Below are 16,885 nucleotides of genomic sequence, written 5' to 3' on the forward strand. Positions count from 1 at the left end.
TGGCGCTGGAAATGGGCTAACCAGGGAGAACGCGTGTGAAAATAGGCGCACCAAAAGAGAGTGCTAAAGGCGAGGCGCGGGTCGCGCTGACGCCGGACAGCGCGCAGCAGCTCCACAAGCTGGGCCATGAGTGCCTGGTAGAAGCGGGTGCGGGGGCTGGGGCCGGGTTCAGTGATGAGGCGTACCGGGCGGCTGGCGTCACCGTGGTCGAACATGCCGAGGCGCTATGGCAAGAAGCCGACGTGGTCGTCAAGGTACGGGAGCCCTCCGAGCAAGAGGCGCAGCGGCTGCGCGAAGGCCAAACGCTGATCGCGTTCTTCTGGCCAGCCCAACACGCGGCGCTGCTGGAAACCTGCAAAGCTCAGGGTGCCACCGTGATTGCCATGGACATGGTGCCGCGTATTTCTCGGGCCCAGAAGATGGATGCGCTCTCTTCCATGGCCAACATTGCGGGCTATCGGGCGGTGATCGAGGCGGGCAACAATTTTGGCCGCTTCTTTACTGGCCAGGTGACCGCTGCGGGCAAGGTGCCCCCTGCCAAGGTGCTGGTGATCGGGGCGGGCGTGGCGGGGTTGGCGGCAATCGGAACCGCTACCAGCCTGGGGGCTGTGGTGCGCGCCTTCGATGTGCGCCCGGAAGTTTCCGAGCAGATCGAGTCCATGGGCGCCGAGTTTCTGTTCCTCGATTTCGAAGACGCCCAGGACGGCGCGGAAAGCGGTGGCTATGCCTCGCCCTCCAGCCCTGAGTTTCGGGAAAAGCAGCTGGCATGTTTCCGCGCGCAGGCGCCCGAGGTGGACATCGTCATCACCACGGCACTGATTCCTGGCAAACCCGCGCCCAAACTGTGGTTGGACGACATGGTGGCGGCCATGAAACCCGGCTCGGTGATCGTCGATCTGGCCGCCGAAAAGGGCGGCAACTGCGACCTCACCCAGCCCGATGCGCGCGTGGTGAGCGATAACGGCGTAGTGGTGATTGGCTATACCGACTTCCCCTCACGCATGGCCACCCAGGCGTCGTTGCTGTATGCCACCAACATTCGCCATATGCTCAGTGACTTGACGCCGGAGAAGGATGGCGTGCTCCACCACAATATGGATGACGATGTGATTCGTGGGGCCACGGTGACCCACCAGGGGGAAATCACCTTTCCTCCACCTCCGCCCAAGGTCAAAGCCATTGGCGCGGCCAAGCCGAAGAAGAAAGAGAAGCAGCCCTCGCCGGAAGAGAGGAAGGCCACCGAACAGGCGGCTTTCAAAGCACAGACCAAACGCCAGGTCGGCCTGTTGGCGGCAGGCGGTGCCGTGATGCTGCTGCTGGGGCAAGTCGCGCCAGCGTCGTTCATGCAGCATTTTATCGTCTTCGTGCTGGCCTGCTTCATTGGCTTCCAGGTGATCTGGAACGTGAGCCACTCGCTGCATACGCCTCTCATGGCGGTGACCAATGCCATTTCCGGGATCATCATCCTGGGGGCCATCCTGCAGATGGGGTCGGGGAGCGGTGTGGTGAGCGTACTGGCGGCGATTTCGGTACTGATCGCGTCTATCAATATCGTGGGTGGCTTCCAGGTGACACGCCGGATGCTGGCCATGTTCCAGAAATCCTGAGCGGCGGAGAAACGATATGCTAGGACAAGGGTTCGTATCTGCCGCGGCCATTGCGGCCAGCGTGCTGTTCATTCTTTCGTTGGGTGGGCTGAGCAACCAGGAAAAGGCCAAACGTGCCGTATGGTACGGCATCGTCGGGATGGCGGTGGCGGTGCTGTTCACCGCCTTCGGCCCCGGTATTGGCGGCTATGGGTGGCTGATCCCGATGATGGTGATCGGCGCAGGGATAGGGATTTACGTGGCGGGCAAGGTCGAGATGACCGAAATGCCTCAACTGGTCGCGGCGCTGCACAGCTTTGTCGGGTTGGCGGCGGTGTTCGTGGCCTGGAGTGCCGACCTGGAGCGTCGCCGAGTGATGGCCGCGCGGGCTGCCGATGGCGTGATGCAGGAGTTTTCTGCGTTTGCTGCGCTGGTGGCCACCAAGGCACCGGACGAGCTGACCTTTCTGCAGATCGAGGTCGTGTTCGCCATCTTCATCGGCGCGGTGACCTTTACCGGCTCCGTGGTGGCCTTTGGCAAACTGGCTGGCAAGGTGGATGGCAAACCTCGCCAACTGCCCGGTGGACATAGGCTCAATGCCGGAGCGGCGGCGCTGTCGCTCTTGCTGGCGATCCTGTACCTCAATGGCGCGGGCTTCTGGACACTGCTCCTGCTGGCGGCACTGGCGTTCTTCATTGGCTACCACCTGATCATGGGCATCGGCGGGGCGGACATGCCCGTGGTGGTGTCGATGCTCAACAGCTACTCCGGCTGGGCGGCGGCGGCAGTGGGCTTCACTCTCTCCAATGACCTGTTGATCGTGACCGGGGCCCTGGTGGGCTCCTCCGGGGCCATTCTTTCCTACATCATGTGCAAGGCGATGAACCGCAACTTCATCAGCGTGATTCTGGGGGGCTTTGGGGGCACTCAGGGGCCTGCCGCCGAGATCGAAGGCGAGCAGGTGGCCATCGATGCCAGCGGCGTTGCCTCGGCCTTGAACGACGCCGACAGTGTCATCATCGTGCCCGGGTACGGTATGGCCGTGGCGCAGGCGCAGGCGGCGGTCAGCGACCTGGTACGCAAGCTGCGCGCTGCGGGTAAAACCGTGCGCTTTGCGATTCATCCGGTGGCTGGGCGTTTGCCGGGGCACATGAACGTGCTGCTGGCGGAAGCCAAGGTGCCCTACGATATCGTGCTGGAAATGGACGAAATCAACGACGACTTCGCCACCACCGACGTGGTCATCGTCATCGGCTCCAACGACATCGTGAACCCCGCCGCCGAAGAGGACCCCAATAGCCCCATCGCGGGCATGCCGGTACTCAAGGTGTGGGAAGCCAAGCAGGTGTTCGTCAGCAAGCGTGGCCAGGGCACCGGCTACTCGGGCATCGAGAACCCGCTGTTCTTCAAGGAGAACACGCGAATGTTCTACGGCGATGCACGGGATAGCGTGAATGCCCTGCTACCGCTGGTCGAAGGATGAGTAACGCTGGAAGATGAACTCGGGGAGCCCATGGGCTCCCCGATTTGTTGGCGGGTGTTGATGAAGATCGTGACATGCACTTGATAGTGGCTATCTTGGAAAGAGATGATGGAGCGCGTTCGATGCCCTAGGCATTGGCACGCTTGAAATGATTTCCAATAGCCGAGAGCTATTGAGTTGGTCAGAAAATGCAAATTGTGGCTATTAGCAAGGTGCTATAAAACTGTGACACATCAATAATGCATCCGAGGCGCCAGCAATCATCGCCTTCAGCGCAGATGCACTGTACTTGTTCCCTTGGTCATTCCAAGGCATAGAGCAATAAGGGAGAGAGCTATGAGCGGTAAATGTCCTGTCATGCATGGCGGCAACACATCGACTGGTACTTCTAACAAGGACTGGTGGCCGGAAGGGTTGAACCTGGATATCTTGCATCAGCAAGATCATAAATCAGACCCGATGGGCGCAGACTTCAACTACCGTGAAGAAGTGCGCAAGCTCGACTTCGACGCATTGAAAAAAGACGTTCATGCGCTGATGACCGATAGTCAGGAGTGGTGGCCAGCCGACTGGGGCCACTACGGTGGCTTGATGATTCGTATGGCGTGGCACTCCGCAGGCACCTACCGTATCGCCGATGGCCGTGGGGGCGGTGGCACTGGCAGCCAGCGTTTTGCACCGCTCAACTCCTGGCCGGACAACGTCAGCCTGGACAAGGCGCGTCGTCTGCTGTGGCCGATCAAGAAAAAGTACGGCAACAAGATCAGTTGGGCCGACCTGATGATCCTGGCAGGTACCGTGGCCTATGAGTCCATGGGTCTGCCCTCCTACGGCTTCTCGTTTGGCCGTGCGGACATCTGGGAGCCGGAAAAAGACATCTATTGGGGCGACGAGAAAGAGTGGCTGGCGCCCTCCGACGAGCGCTACGGCGATGTCGACAAGCCCGAGACCATGGAAAACCCGCTGGCGGCCGTCCAGATGGGGCTTATCTATGTAAACCCGGAAGGCGTGAATGGCCAGCCCGACCCGCTGAAGACCGCCCAGCAAGTGCGCGAAACCTTTGCTCGCATGGCGATGAACGACGAAGAAACGGCCGCGCTGACGGCGGGTGGCCATACGGTGGGCAAGGCCCACGGTAATGGCGATGCCGGTGCGCTGAGTGCCGAGCCCGAAGCGTCCGACGTCGAAAACCAGGGCTTTGGCTGGAACAACCCGCACATGGACGGTAAAGCCAGCAAGGCGGTCACGTCGGGCATCGAAGGGGCGTGGACCACTCACCCGACGAAATTCGACATGGGTTACTTCGACCTGCTGTTCGGCTACGAGTGGGAGCTGAGAAAGAGCCCCGCCGGTGCCCATCAGTGGGAGCCGATCGATATCAAAGAAGAAGACAAGCCGGTCGACGCCACCGACCCCTCCATTCGCCATAACCCGATCATGACCGATGCGGACATGGCGATGAAGATGGACCCGACGTATCGCGCCATCTGTGAAAAATTCATGGCGGACCCGGAGTACTTCAAGCAGACCTTCGCGAAGGCCTGGTTCAAGCTGACCCACCGCGACCTGGGCCCGAAAGCGCGCTACATCGGCCCGGAAGTACCGGCGGAAGACCTGATCTGGCAAGACCCGGTGCCCGCAGGCAGCACCGACTACTGTGAAGAAGTCGTCAAGCAGAAGATTGCGGCCAGCGGTTTGTCCATCGGCGAGATGGTCGCGACGGCCTGGGACAGTGCCCGTACTTACCGTGGTTCCGACATGCGCGGTGGCGCCAACGGCGCGCGTATTCGTCTGGCACCGCAAAAGGATTGGCAGGGCAACGAGCCCGAGCGTTTGGCCAAAGTGCTCAGCGTTTACGAGCAGGTTTCAGCCGACACCGGTGCCAGCGTGGCGGATATCATCGTGCTGGCGGGTAGCGTCGGTATCGAGCAAGCTGCCAAGGCGGCGGGCTACGATATCCGTGTGCCCTTCCTGAAAGGCCGTGGCGACACCACTGACGAGCTGACCGATGCGGACTCCTTCGCACCGCTGGAGCCGCTGGCTGATGGCTTCCGCAACTGGCAGAAGAAAGAGTACATCGTGAAGCCGGAAGAGATGTTGCTCGACCGTGCGCAGCTGATGGGCCTGACAGGCCCGGAAATGACCGTGCTGCTGGGTGGCATGCGTGTGCTGGGCACCAACTACGGTGGCACCAAGCATGGCGTCTTCACGGACCGTGAAGGCCAGTTGACCAACGACTTCTTCGTCAACCTGACCGATATGGCCAACACCTGGAAGCCGGTGGGCAGCAACACCTACGAAATTCGCGACCGCAAGACCGGTGCCGTGAAATGGACCGCTTCTCGGGTGGACCTGGTGTTTGGCTCCAACTCGCTGCTGCGCTCCTACGCCGAAGTGTATGCCCAGGACGATAACGCCGAGAAATTCGTCAAGGATTTCGTGGCCGCCTGGACGAAGGTGATGAATGCGGATCGCTTTGACGTCGCGTAATCACTGTTAGTGCCAGCAAAAACCCCGCATCTCAAGATGCGGGGTTTTTGTATCTGCAGCCCTCGAGTCTTTACGTGCCAAAGTCCTTTCTGAGGTGCTCTGAACATGCTACGGCCAACAGACATATCAAGAAATCCTCTACAACGGATAATTGCGAAAAATCCTTTGCAGAGGATAAAATGCGTCTTATCCGCTAAAAGGGATAGATCCAAGGGGCCGTCCTGAGGAATCGTTCTGAGACATCGTTCTGAGACATCGTTCTGAGACATAGCCATGAAAATTACCTCACCCGATATGCTGGCCAAGGCCTTGAAAGAAGCCCGCTCCCATAATGGCATGAGCCAGAAAGATGCCGCCGAACAGGTCGGCATCAAACAAGCCACCGTCTCCGCTTTCGAGAATCATCCGGGAAAAAGCCGCGTTGAAACGCTCTTCAAACTGATGGCTGCCCTCGGACTAGAGTTACATGTGGCAAAGAGAGAGTAAGCAAAGTGAACAGGTGTGGGATGAGGAGTGGTAACCAGTGGCTAACCTGACGGTAGCACTCAACGGTATCGAGGTAGGCCGACTCAGCCTTGGCCGTTCCGGCGCCATGGCTTTCCGCTATCTGCCTGAATGGCTAGACCGCCCCGGCGCACGCGCTATTTCATTATCCATGCCGTTATCTTCGGCAAGCTATCGTGGCGCGGTGGTTTACAACTTCTTCGATAACCTGCTGCCCGACTCCGAAGCGATTCGCGCCAGAATGCAGGCAAAATTTCAGGTGCTATTCAGGCTTCGTCAAACCTTCACCCAACTGTCACGAGCATGACATGTTGCGCGCCGATGCTGCTGAGCAAGCCATATTGGCTGTTTCTCATATAAGCAAGCAACTGGGTAAGCCAGCAGTGGGCCGCTCATCAGGGAGATGCATCATGACGAAGAAAACCGTGGCAGGCAGTGTCGATAGCGTAATGGCTCAGGGGGATGAGCCGCTCAGCAACCGTTCCAGCAATGCCTATTTTGGCGACATTCTGGAGCGGCGCTTGAGCCGCCGAGGCGTCATAAAAGGGGGGCTGGCAACGGTGATCGCGGGCCTGATGGCGACCAAGCTGCCGTTGACGCAAGCGCTGGCCGCCAATGCGGGCGCGGGTTCACCCACCATGGGATTCAACCCGGTAGGTATCAGCGCTGCCGATAACGTCGTGGTGCCTGAGGGCTATCGCGTGCAGAGCTTCATTCCCTGGGGGACGCCCATCACGGGTGACATGCCCGCGTTCAGCCTGGCGGCTTCCGGGGAAGAGCAGGCGCATCAGGTGGGCAGCCATCACGACGGCATGCACTTCTTTGCGCTGAACGGCAGCTCCACCGACGGTCTGTTGGTGCTCAACCATGAATACGTGGAACCACGCTTTTTGCACGCGGCGGCCAGTGGCTTGGCGCTGGACCGGGATGCCTTTCCTCAGCATGAAGATGGCAGCCGCGATGCCGATCAGGTGATCAAGGAGATGAATGCCCATGGCGTGAGTGTCGTGCGCGTTCGTGCCAATGAGCAAGGCGAGTGGGAAGTGGTGCAGGATGCCCTGAATCGCCGCATTACCGCCCAAACGCCCATGCAGCTCTCGGGCCCGGTGGCGGGCACGGAACACCTCATTACCCAGTACAGCCCGGAAGGTCTGATGACGCGTGGCACCTTGAACAACTGTGCCCACGGGGTCACGCCCTGGAACACCTACCTGGCAGCCGAAGAGAACTGGGCGGGCTATTTTGCCAACACGGATACCGACATCGATCGGCGCCAAGCGCGCTACGGGATCGAAACCCGCGACACCGGTCGTTATCAATGGCACCGCGCCGATCAGCAGAGCGATCAGTTCAGCCGCTTCGATGCCAGTAGCCGGGGAGCCAGCCCGGCAGAGGACTTCCGTAACGAACCCCATGCGTTTGGCTGGATGGTCGAAATCGACCCGATGAACCCCGATTCCGTGCCGGTCAAGCGTACCCACCTGGGGCGCTTTGCTCATGAAGGCGTCATCTTTGCCCCTGCGGTGGAAGGGCAGCCCGTGGTGGCGTACTCCGGGGACGACTCCCGTTTCGAGTATATCTACAAGTTCGTTTCACGGCGCCCCTTCGACGCCGCGACGGCGGATGGCAGTCTGTTGGATGAAGGCACGCTTTATGTGGCCAGGTTCAACGATGATGGCAGCGGCGAGTGGTTGGCGCTGGCCCCCGGCCAGAACGGCCTGACGCCCGAGAATGGCTTTGCGGACCTGGCGGATATCCTGGTCAATACGCGCAGTGCCGCCGACCATGTGGGCGCCACCAAGATGGATCGCCCGGAGTGGGGCGCCGTCGACCCGCAAACCGGCGACGTCTATTTCACGCTGACCAACAATACGCGTCGCGCAGAGGGCGACGAGCACCCCGCCAATCCGCGTGCCAACAACAGCTTTGGCCATATCATCCGCTGGCAGGAAGAGGGCACTCACGCAGGCGAGCGCTTTGCCTGGGACCTGTTCGTGCTGGCAGGCGACCAGGACGATAGCCGCGACCTGGCGGGCAATGCGCTGGTAGAAGACAACATCTTTGCCAGCCCCGACGGCCTGTGGATCGATGCCGACCGGCGGGTATGGATACAGACCGACATCAGCGAATCCGAAATGAACACCGGTATCTACGAAGTCTTCGGCAACAACCAGATGCTGGTCGCCAACCCGGAAACCGGCGAGATCAAGCGCTTCCTGACCGGGCCTGTGGGCCAGGAAATCACCGGCGTGGTGACCACTCCAGACCAGCGCACCATGTTCGTCAACGTCCAGCACCCCGGCGCCACCACCACCGAAGAAGCCTTTGCCGAAGGCCGCTTCACCAGCCACTGGCCGGAGGGCGGCAGCGCCATCCCGCGTTCTGCCACGCTGGTCATTACCCGTGAAGATGGCGGCATTATCGGCGCGTGAGTGCGGTTTTCAACGCCCTCACAACCAGGCATCCAGCAGGCGGCGATACGCCACCTGCGCCTGGGTTGCGCTGATAGGCTGCAAACGCACTTCTGTACCCGGCAGGCACTGTGCCAGCCGGGCGCAGGCCATGGGCGTGAGGGCACCCAAACGCGGGTAGCCCCCAATGGTTTGGCGGTCGTTCATCAGGATGATCGGCTGGCCATCGGGAGGAATCTGCACGGCACCTAACGGAATCCCTTCAGAAACGATGCCGCCCAGGCGGCTGTTCAGCGCTTTGCCGGTGAGCCGAATGCCCATGCGGTCGGCGCGCTGGTCGACCGTCCAGGGCTGGTTGAAGGCATCGAACAGGCTGCGCCCGGCAAAGTGGGCGGCCTGGGAGCCCAGGACCATATCGAGCCGTACCGTTTGCGGCGTGCTGGAAATCGCAGCCGTTGGCAGCTCAGCGTGGGCGGGCAGCGTGCGCACCGACGCCGAAATGCCTTTCCAGGTCAGCGTATCGCCCGCCTTGAGCGGCTGGCCATCTTCATGCAGCCCGCCGATCTGCTCTCGGGCGGTGCATGCTCGGCTGCCCAGCACGGCGGGTGCATCCAGCCCGCCAGGGAAGGCGAGATACGCGCGCAGGCCTTGCTTTGGCTGACGAAAAACCAGCGTCTGGCCCGCCTGCATCAGGAAGCTGGCGTTGGGGGCAAGGGGCTGGCCGTCCAGTGTGGTGGCCAGGTCGGCCCCGGTCAGGGCGAGACGTACGTCGCGGTTGGCCACCAGGGTCAGGTTGCCGCCCATGACGATTTCCAGGGCAGTGCTATGCAGGGGATTGCCCAGCAGCCAGTTGGCCCAGCGGAAGGCGATCCAGTCGGCGGCACCGCCCTGGGTAACGCCCAAGTGGCCAACGCCGAAGCGGCCTGCATCCTGAATCAGCGCCAGCGGCCCGGCTTGCTTGACGGTCAACATGGGCTGGCTCATGGGCGCTCCTCCAGCGGGGTGGTGTCGCCTCCGGCCGCTTCGAACTCGGCTCTTGAGATCGCCTTGAAGCGTACTTTATCGCCGGGGCGCAGCAGCGGCTCGCCGCGTTTGGCGTGCTCGAACAGCGGCACGGCGGTTCTACCCAGAATGTTCCAGCCGCCCGGGGAAAGCAGCGGGTAGATGGCCGTTTGTCGGTCGGCAATGCCGACGCTGCCCGCCGCGACGCGGCGACGGGGCGTTTTCAATCGTGGCGTGGCAATGGCCTTATCCACCAGGCCCATGAAGCCGTAGCCAGGGGCAAAGCCCAGCGCAAACACGCAGTAATCGTGGCTGCAGTGGCGCTCGATCAAGGCATCGACGCTGAGCCCGGCGCGCGTTGCCACCATGGGCAATTCGGGGCCAACGCTTTCGTCGTACCACACGGGAATCTCGTGCAGCTGCCCCTGCTGGGTGTCGGCAGGGGTGAGATCGTGCAGCGCGCTACGCACCAGCGTCGTGGCTTGGGTAAAGGTGAGCTTCTGGCAATCGTAGTGCACCAGCAGAGTGGTGTACGAGGGAATCAGGTCGATCAGCGCATGAGCAAAGGCGCGGCGTAGCGCCTCGTCGGCGGCCATGATCCAGGCCATATTGCGTTCATCGATGGCGTCGAACAGGCGCACCGTCAAGGCGTCCATGGCGGCGGTTTCCAGGCGTAGTTTCACGCGGACTCCAGCGCCGTGAAGGCCTCGCGAATGGCGCGCACGGCAGCCACGGATTCGGGGTTGTCGCCATGCACGCAGAGCGTGTCGCAGGGCAACTGCAAGGCGCTGCCATCTCGGGCGGTGAGCGCTTCCCCTTTGGCCAGTGCAACCGCCTGGGCGACGATGGTGGTCTGGTCGTGGTGCACGGCCCCCGCCAGGCGACGAGAGGCCAGATGGCCGTTGGCCTCATACGCGCGGTCAGCGAAGGTCTCGAACCACAGCGTGACGCCCATTTTTTCCGCTAGCTGACGGTGCGGCGCTGGGTCGGCAGTGGCCATCACCATCAGCGGCAGGCGGGCATCGAAGGCTTTCACGGCGCGCATGGCGCCTTCCAGCAGCGCCAGGTTGGCGGCCATGTCGTTGTACATGGCCCCGTGGGGTTTGACGTAGCTCAGCGCGGTGCCTTCTGCCTGGCAAGTGCCCGCCAGCGCGCCGATCTGGTAGAGCATCATGTCTTCCACTTCATCCGGCGTGCAGGCCATGGAGCGGCGGCCAAACCCCATGAGATCCGGGTAGCCCGGGTGCGCACCGATCTTCACGTCGTGCTGGACCGCCAGAGCCACCGTCTTGCGCATCACATGGGGGTCGGAAGCGTGGTAGCCGCAGGCAATGTTGGCGCAGTCGACGTAGGGCATGACGTCTGCGTCCAAGCCAATCGACCAGTTGCCGAAACTTTCGCCCATGTCGCAGTTGAGAAGGGGAATGGCCATAGCACCTCCAGCAGATGGATTATGTTTTTGATTGTGCAAATCAATATATGGAGACGCGATATCAAGTGCCAATCGTTTTTAGCGATACTTAATATCGGCCCTTCCTATCATGCTGTTATTTAGTGGAAAAATGGTTGACGCTAGGGCGCGATACGATTATCAGCTAAATAAAGCACCTCAAAAAAACATAAAAGAAACGCTCAGGCAGGATTCGGCAACACGTCATCGCGACGCAGAACAATGGCCGCCCACGAGTGATTTCCCAGGAGTGCATCATGCGGTCGTCGCCAGCCCCGCGACAGCGCATCCGGCATTGCCCGGACGCGTTGAAAATACATGCTTCATACAGCCCCCTGTGCTTGCCCTGCGGCGTGGCATTCTGTGGCTGTCTCGATATGGCTGGTTAGGCATCATGCTCGATTTCAAGGAACTGGACGCCTTCGTCTGGGCGGTCAAGCTGGGATCCTTTCGCAAGGCGGCCTTGCGCTTGCACATCACTCAGCCGTCGGTGTCCGAACGTATCTCGCGGTTGGAAAACAGCGTGGGCGATATCCTGCTGGAGCGCTCGGCGCGCCCCATTCAGCCCACCATGCGCGGCCGCGAGTTCTATCTCCATGCAGAGCGTTTGCTGGCCCAGCGCGAGGAAGCCCTCAAGCTCTTCGACAACGACGAAACGTTTTCGGCGCCGCTGAGGCTGGGCACCATCGAAACCATTGCCCACAGCTGGTTCCCCACGTTCATGCAGCAGCTCACGGCGCGTTACCCTGCGCTGATCATCGAGCTGACCGTGGATTACTCCCCGGCGCTCAACGAGCGGCTGCTCTCCAATGAGCTCGATGTGCTGCTGGCCATGAACGGCTACCTGCCCACCGAACAAATCGAGTACGACACCCTCAGCCCCTATGAAATGGGCATGTTCGTGTCGCCCCGTCATGCGCGGCTGTTGGGCGAGCACCCCGGTGCCTGGGCAAGTAGCCTGCCGTTCATCTCGTTTGGCAAGCTGGCGCGCCCTTATGAAGAGCTGCTGCGCTACTTGAGCGACCAGGGCGTTCGTCAGCCGCGTATCCATAGTGTCAGTACGCTGATGACCATCGTGCGGCTCACCGTGGAAGGGCTGGGCATCGGTGCCCTGCCGGTGGCCACGGTGCTGGAGGAGTGGCAGCGGGGCGAGCTGTACCGGCTGGCGCTGCCCGCGCCGCTGCCTGCCATGCACTACGACGTCATCTGGCGCACGGCCAACCACTCCCGGTTTTGCCGCAGCGTGGGCCGTCTGGCCCAGGAGTGCGCACGGGGCTATGCCCATGACAAGCAGAGCGACATTCGTCATACCGCTTCTACCGGCCGCTGGGTGACCCCTGGCGTGCTTCCTTCCCACCCCGTTGCATCATCCCTATCAATATGAACAAAAGGATCATTCCCATGCGTACACGTTTTGCGACTCCGCTGTTGCTGGCCACTGCCTGTAGTCTTGCCGCCGCTGCCACGGCGCAAGCTGCCCAGTGGACCATGGCCACGCCCTACGGCGATGCCAGTTTCCATACTCAAAACACCAAACAGTTCGCCGAAGACGTGGCCGAGGCCACGGGTGGTGAGCTGACCATCACGGTACACAGCGGCGGCTCGCTGGTATCGCATGGTGAGATCAAGCCTTCAGTGCGCCGTGGCACCATCGATGCCGGTGAGGTGTTCCTGTCGGTACTCTCCAACGATGACCCGATTTTCGAGGTCGACACCCTGCCAGGCGTCGCCGGTAGTTACGACGATGCCTACGCCCTGTGGGAAGCGACCAAACCGATGATCACGGAGTTGTTCGCTTACGAGGGCTTGATTCCGCTCTACGCCGTGGCATGGCCCGCCCAAGGAATCTATACCGCCAAACCGCTGACCGACCCGGCACAGTTCGAAGGACTGCGCGTGCGTGCGCCCAATATCAACACCCAGCGCTTCGTCAACAACCTGGGCGGCAGCCCCACCGAAACCGAAGAGTCGGACATCCCCACGGCGTTCAGCACCGGCCGTGTGGATGCCATGATTACCTCCAGCTCGACCGGTAACTCCATGGCCGCCTGGGACTATGTCTCGGACTATACCGATGCCAACCTGTGGCTACCGAAGAACATCGTGTTCATCAGCCAGCGCAGCTTTGATCGTCTGGACGAGGCCACCCAGGAGGCGCTGATGGAAGCGGCAGCCCGTGCCGAAGAGCGTGGCTGGCAGATGAGCCGCGATAACAACGAGGCCAGCCTGGCGGCGCTCGAAGCCAACGGCATTAGCGTTTCCGAGCCCAATGAGGCCGTGGCTGCGGCGTTGCAGGCAGCAGGCGATGCGCTGTTTGCCGACTGGTTGGCCCGTGCCGATGATGAAGCCGAACAAGCGCTGGAAACCTATCAAGCCCAGCGCGGCGAATAATCTGGCTCCACGTGGGGCGGTGTGACCGCCCCTTCTTCTCTGCGCACTGTGCGAGACATGCGAACATGACGTTTAAATTCGACAAACTCTACCGCCTGGGTGCCTGGGGAGCCGCCGCGTGCATGGTGGCGATTTGTGCGCTGATCGCCCTGCAGGTCACCTTCCGGCTGGTGGATGCACTGCTGGTGCTGGTGGGCCTGGGGCGGCTGGGCATCAGCATTACTGGGGTCTCGGAAATGGCCTCTTACCTGCTGGTCGGCGCCACCTTTCTGGGGCTGGCCTACACCTTCGTTCACCACGCACACATTCGTGTCACCCTGCTGATTTCGCGACTGCCGTCCGCCATTCGCGTCTGGTTTGAAGTCTTCGGTCTCATCGTCGCGCTGGCCATCAGCCTGCTGCTGGGGTACGGGCTGATCGAACTGGCCAGGGAAAGCCTGCAATACAACGATGTCTCGTCGGGGTTCATGGCCATTCCGCTGTGGATTCCGCAAACCGTGTTAGCCACGGGGGTGGGATTACTGTGTCTGGCGCTGTTGGAAGCGCTGATCACGGCGCTGCGCATTGCCGCCCGCGACCCGTCCAGCTTCCGCGAAGCGACGGCCACCGATGACAGCGAGATGCCCTAGCTCGGCTACTCTGGAGAATTCCTGTGCTACTACTTAGCTTGGTGACGATGTTTACCCTGGTGCTGCTGTTGGGCAGTGGGGTGTGGATCGCGTTTGCGCTGATCGGAACGGCGTGGATCGCGTTGGAGTTTTTTAGCCCGTTTTCACCGGGGCCGATTCTGGCCTCCGATTTCTGGGGTGCCAGCTATGGCTGGGATTTGACGGCGCTGCCCATGTTCATCTGGATGGGCGAGATTCTGTTTCGCTCGGGGCTGGCCGACAACATGTTCCGTGGCCTGTCGCCCTGGTTGAACCGCCTGCCGGGCCGTCTGCTGCATACCAATATCATCGGCAGTGGCATGTTCGCGGCGGTGTGCGGTTCGTCGGCAGCCACCTGTGCCACGGTCGGTAAAATGACGCTGCCGGAGCTGGAACGTCGAGGCTACGACAGCAATATGGCCATTGGTACGTTGGCCAGTGCGTCCACCCTGGGCCTGCTCATTCCTCCTTCCATCGTGCTGATCGTGTATGGCGTAGTGACGGAGCAGTCGATCTCACGGCTGTTCATGGCCGGTATCGGGCCGGGCCTGATGATTCTGGCACTGTTCATGACCTATCTGGTGCTTTGGGCGCTGCTCAAGGGCAACCGGGAGCAGCTGACCGGTGCTGACGAATCGAGCATGAGCCTGGCGGAAAAGCTGCGCAACACCTGGGCGCTCATGCCGATACTGCTGCTGATCGGCGGTATCATCGTGTCCATTTACGGTGGTTTGGCGTCGCCGACGGAAGCCGCCGCCGTGGGGGTCGTGCTGTCGATGGTGATTGCTTACTTCAATGGTCATTTCAACCGAGCCATTTTCACCAGCTCACTGTTTGCGGCGGTGCGGACGGCGTGCATGATCGCCTTCATCATTGCCGGGGCCTCGTTCCTGACCTCGGCCATGGGCTTTACTCAGGTGCCCATGCAGCTGGCCCGTGCGATTGGGGAAATGGGGCTGTCGCCCACCATGCTGCTGATTGCGCTGACGGTACTGCTGCTGCTGATGGGCTGTTTCCTGGACGGCATTTCCCTGATTCTGCTGGTGACGGCGATCATCATGCCCGTCATCAGTGCGGCAGGCTTCGACCTGATCTGGTTCGGAATCTATCTGGTGATCGTGGTGGAGATGTCGCAAATCACGCCGCCCGTCGGGTTCAACCTGTTCGTGATCCAGGGGCTTACCGGCAAGGATATCCTGACCATCACCAAGGCAACGCTACCGTTCTTTCTGCTGATGCTGTTGGCAATCGCCTTGATGCATATCTTCCCTGAAATTGCGCTGTACCTGCCCCAGGCGATGAATCGTTAACGAGAGGGAAGATCACGCCCATATACGGCAATACCGCCCCGACCAGCGCGCTTGATGGCGTACATGCTCTGGTCGGCGGCGTCGATCATCTCTCTTTCATTGGCAAACTCGCCATCGTCGAGACACGCAATACCGATCGAGACAGAGATGTACAGAGACTCATGGCCCACCTGAACCATGGGGGACGCCTGCAAACGTTGAGCTATCCGTTCGGCAAAGTATTCGGCTGCCCTGGCCGTTTCGTCGGGGAGGAGGACCAGAAACTCTTCACCGCCATAGCGGCCCGCCAGGTCACCCGCCCGAGTCAAGGCCGACAGCGTACTGCCGAACTGGGCAAGCACCTGATCTCCTGCCTGGTGACCGTAGCGGTCATTCAGCACCTTGAAGTGATCCAGATCGATGAATACGACCGAGAGCGTGCGTTGTTGGGCACGGCATAGCGCGAAGCGCTCACGCAGTTGTTCTTCCAGCCAGGCGCGGTTGGCAAGTTGAGTCAGCGGATCGATGCGGCTGCGCTGTTCGAGCTGAGTGTAATCGTTGAGTAGCGCTTCACTGCTTTTTTGCTGTGCTTCCAAACGGGTACTGAGCATCAGCGTGTGCTCGAACAAGCGCTGCTGAGCTTGCTCGATCAACGAGAAACTATCCACGGCCAGGGCCAGCGGAATGCCTAGCGATTGAGACAGCGGTGGTAACGTTTGCTGTAGGTACGTGAGCAGTGTATCAAGGGCCAACGGCTCAGGTAGCTTCATCAGGTTTGACTGGCGCATCAGCAGCGCCAACGCCTGAGAGGGGGCGGGGGATAGCCAGGCATCGGCGACCAGACCCGACAAACGGATGCACAGATCCGCCAGGTTGTCGGTATCCAGCGGACCATGGCTTTCATACACGCTACGCGCCAGTGTCTCGTGTACGCCCCACTTCAACAGTAGCCATGCACCCACCAGCGCGTGATCGCAGCCAAACAGGCATTGCTCGGCCTGTATGACCTGTTGATGTGTCACGCCTTCATGACCATAAAGAGGCTCCGCATCTGCCGGGAAGGCTTTCTGCAAGGCAAGCATGCCAATGTCCTGCAACAGCGCGGCTGTGAACACCCGTCCTGCCTGTTCAGGGCAGTGCTGTTGGGCGAAGTAGCTGGCCGTAACGGCCGCCGTAAAGGCGCGCTGCCAATAAAGGCGCTGGCTAGGCGTACCGTTGTGCTGTTCAAATAGCTTGAAGCTGAGCACCGTTGCCAGAGTGGCATCGGTGCCCAGCCGTTGGGTCGCTTCGAAACAGGTCAAGGGCGGTTGGCTGGCGCGCAGGTAGTGCACGCTGTTGGCCACGCTCAGCACTCTGGCCGTCAGGGCAGGGTCATGTTCGATGGTCGTGGCATAGTCCGTCAGGGTCGCCTCAGCCGTGCTGGCAACTTCCAGGACACGCATGGCAACGGCAGGCAGTGACGGAAGCCCCTGACACTTCTGCAGTGTGCTCCCCAGGGTAGGGGGGAGCTGACTGGCAAGCTCATGGTAGAACGCGTCGCTGATGGCGGCTGAGCCCGTCATGTGATCTCCTCGTACGCCGAACAGCGGAGTGGGCGACTTATCGTATAGGGAAAGCTATTGTTTACCATAG

14 protein-coding genes are annotated in these 16,885 nt (G+C 61.0%); 10 read left to right on the forward strand and 4 right to left on the reverse strand.

The features are described from left to right. The first annotated feature begins 35 nt into the window (after nt 1-35). The 6 genes from RVM27_RS10330 to RVM27_RS10355 all read left to right on the forward strand — a co-directional run bounded on the left by RVM27_RS10330 (nt 36) and on the right by RVM27_RS10355 (nt 8,495). A complete protein-coding gene (locus tag RVM27_RS10330; RefSeq protein WP_498956515.1) occupies nt 36-1,607 on the forward strand; it encodes an NAD(P) transhydrogenase subunit alpha in 1,572 nt (523 codons plus the stop codon). A gap of 16 nt (nt 1,608-1,623) precedes the next feature. Next, entirely contained in the window at nt 1,624-3,069 is a 1,446-nt protein-coding gene (locus RVM27_RS10335) for an NAD(P)(+) transhydrogenase (Re/Si-specific) subunit beta (protein ID WP_039174945.1), read from the forward strand. Between the two features lie 336 nt (nt 3,070-3,405). Continuing rightward, entirely contained in the window at nt 3,406-5,559 is a 2,154-nt protein-coding gene (gene katG / locus RVM27_RS10340) for a catalase/peroxidase (RefSeq protein WP_498956516.1), read from the forward strand. A 273-nt stretch (nt 5,560-5,832) separates the two neighbouring features. Further along, nucleotides 5,833-6,045, forward strand: coding sequence for a helix-turn-helix domain-containing protein (locus RVM27_RS10345; RefSeq protein WP_498956517.1), 213 nt, complete (start codon nt 5,833-5,835; stop codon nt 6,043-6,045). Nucleotides 6,046-6,082: 37 nt separating this feature from the next. Then, nucleotides 6,083-6,370 (forward strand): HipA N-terminal domain-containing protein, encoded by a 288-nt coding sequence (locus tag RVM27_RS10350; RefSeq protein ID WP_498956518.1) that lies wholly within the window; start codon nt 6,083-6,085, stop codon nt 6,368-6,370. Nucleotides 6,371-6,473: 103 nt separating this feature from the next. Beyond that, nucleotides 6,474-8,495: a PhoX family protein gene (locus tag RVM27_RS10355; RefSeq protein ID WP_498956519.1), complete on the forward strand. Its 2,022-nt coding sequence runs from the start codon at nt 6,474-6,476 to the stop codon at nt 8,493-8,495. 18 nt (nt 8,496-8,513) lie between these two features. Here RVM27_RS10355 and RVM27_RS10360 read toward each other — a convergent pair whose 3' ends face one another. The 3 genes from RVM27_RS10360 to RVM27_RS10370 are packed head-to-tail and all read right to left on the reverse strand — an operon-like array spanning nt 8,514 to nt 10,908. Further along, a complete protein-coding gene (locus RVM27_RS10360) occupies nt 8,514-9,458 on the reverse strand; it encodes a 5-oxoprolinase subunit C family protein (protein ID WP_498956520.1) in 945 nt (314 codons plus the stop codon). After that, nucleotides 9,455-10,159 carry a 5-oxoprolinase subunit B family protein gene (gene pxpB, locus RVM27_RS10365; RefSeq protein WP_498956521.1) on the reverse strand — a complete coding sequence of 235 codons (705 nt, stop codon included), beginning with the start codon at nt 10,157-10,159 and terminating at the stop codon, nt 9,455-9,457. Before pxpB ends, RVM27_RS10360 begins: the two co-directional genes overlap by 4 nt. Next, entirely contained in the window at nt 10,156-10,908 is a 753-nt protein-coding gene (locus tag RVM27_RS10370) for a 5-oxoprolinase subunit PxpA (RefSeq protein ID WP_498956522.1), read from the reverse strand. The genes pxpB and RVM27_RS10370 overlap by 4 nt, the downstream gene beginning before the upstream one ends. A 412-nt stretch (nt 10,909-11,320) precedes the next feature. Between RVM27_RS10370 and RVM27_RS10375 the strand changes: the two genes are divergently transcribed. From RVM27_RS10375 to RVM27_RS10390, 4 genes are all read left to right on the forward strand, one after another. Continuing rightward, the gene (locus RVM27_RS10375; protein ID WP_498956523.1) at nt 11,321-12,310 is read left to right on the forward strand and encodes a LysR family transcriptional regulator; all 990 of its coding nucleotides are present in this window, start codon (nt 11,321-11,323) and stop codon (nt 12,308-12,310) included. A gap of 17 nt (nt 12,311-12,327) precedes the next feature. Beyond that, nucleotides 12,328-13,317 (forward strand): TRAP transporter substrate-binding protein, encoded by a 990-nt coding sequence (locus RVM27_RS10380; RefSeq protein ID WP_039174994.1) that lies wholly within the window; start codon nt 12,328-12,330, stop codon nt 13,315-13,317. Nucleotides 13,318-13,382: 65 nt separating this feature from the next. Continuing rightward, nucleotides 13,383-13,946, forward strand: coding sequence for a TRAP transporter small permease (locus tag RVM27_RS10385; RefSeq protein ID WP_039174996.1), 564 nt, complete (start codon nt 13,383-13,385; stop codon nt 13,944-13,946). A 23-nt stretch (nt 13,947-13,969) separates the two neighbouring features. Further along, nucleotides 13,970-15,274, forward strand: a complete 1,305-nt coding sequence (locus RVM27_RS10390) for a TRAP transporter large permease (RefSeq protein WP_189464072.1) — start codon at nt 13,970-13,972, stop codon at nt 15,272-15,274. Here RVM27_RS10390 and RVM27_RS10395 read toward each other — a convergent pair. Beyond that, nucleotides 15,271-16,815: a sensor domain-containing diguanylate cyclase gene (locus RVM27_RS10395; protein WP_498956524.1), complete on the reverse strand. Its 1,545-nt coding sequence runs from the start codon at nt 16,813-16,815 to the stop codon at nt 15,271-15,273. The two genes, RVM27_RS10390 and RVM27_RS10395, sit on opposite strands and share 4 nt — an antisense overlap. Nucleotides 16,816-16,885 lie beyond the last annotated feature (70 nt).

Source organism: Halomonas sp. KM007, assembly GCF_050709225.1.
Lineage (GTDB): Bacteria > Pseudomonadota > Gammaproteobacteria > Pseudomonadales > Halomonadaceae > Vreelandella > Vreelandella hamiltonii.

Excerpts from the sequence above, each read along its gene's own strand:
- RVM27_RS10335 (WP_039174945.1), top strand. The coding sequence starts at position 1,624 with ATGCTAGGACAAGGGTTCGTATCTGCCGCGGCCATTGCGGCCAGCGTG.
- katG (WP_498956516.1), top strand. The coding sequence starts at position 3,406 with ATGAGCGGTAAATGTCCTGTCATGCATGGCGGCAACACATCGACTGGT.
- RVM27_RS10345 (WP_498956517.1), top strand. The coding sequence starts at position 5,833 with ATGAAAATTACCTCACCCGATATGCTGGCCAAGGCCTTGAAAGAAGCC.
- RVM27_RS10355 (WP_498956519.1), top strand. The coding sequence starts at position 6,474 with ATGACGAAGAAAACCGTGGCAGGCAGTGTCGATAGCGTAATGGCTCAG.
- RVM27_RS10360 (WP_498956520.1), bottom strand. The coding sequence starts at position 9,458 with ATGAGCCAGCCCATGTTGACCGTCAAGCAAGCCGGGCCGCTGGCGCTG.
- RVM27_RS10370 (WP_498956522.1), bottom strand. The coding sequence starts at position 10,908 with ATGGCCATTCCCCTTCTCAACTGCGACATGGGCGAAAGTTTCGGCAAC.
- RVM27_RS10375 (WP_498956523.1), top strand. The coding sequence starts at position 11,321 with ATGCTCGATTTCAAGGAACTGGACGCCTTCGTCTGGGCGGTCAAGCTG.
- RVM27_RS10380 (WP_039174994.1), top strand. The coding sequence starts at position 12,328 with ATGCGTACACGTTTTGCGACTCCGCTGTTGCTGGCCACTGCCTGTAGT.
- RVM27_RS10385 (WP_039174996.1), top strand. The coding sequence starts at position 13,383 with ATGACGTTTAAATTCGACAAACTCTACCGCCTGGGTGCCTGGGGAGCC.
- RVM27_RS10395 (WP_498956524.1), bottom strand. The coding sequence starts at position 16,815 with ATGACGGGCTCAGCCGCCATCAGCGACGCGTTCTACCATGAGCTTGCC.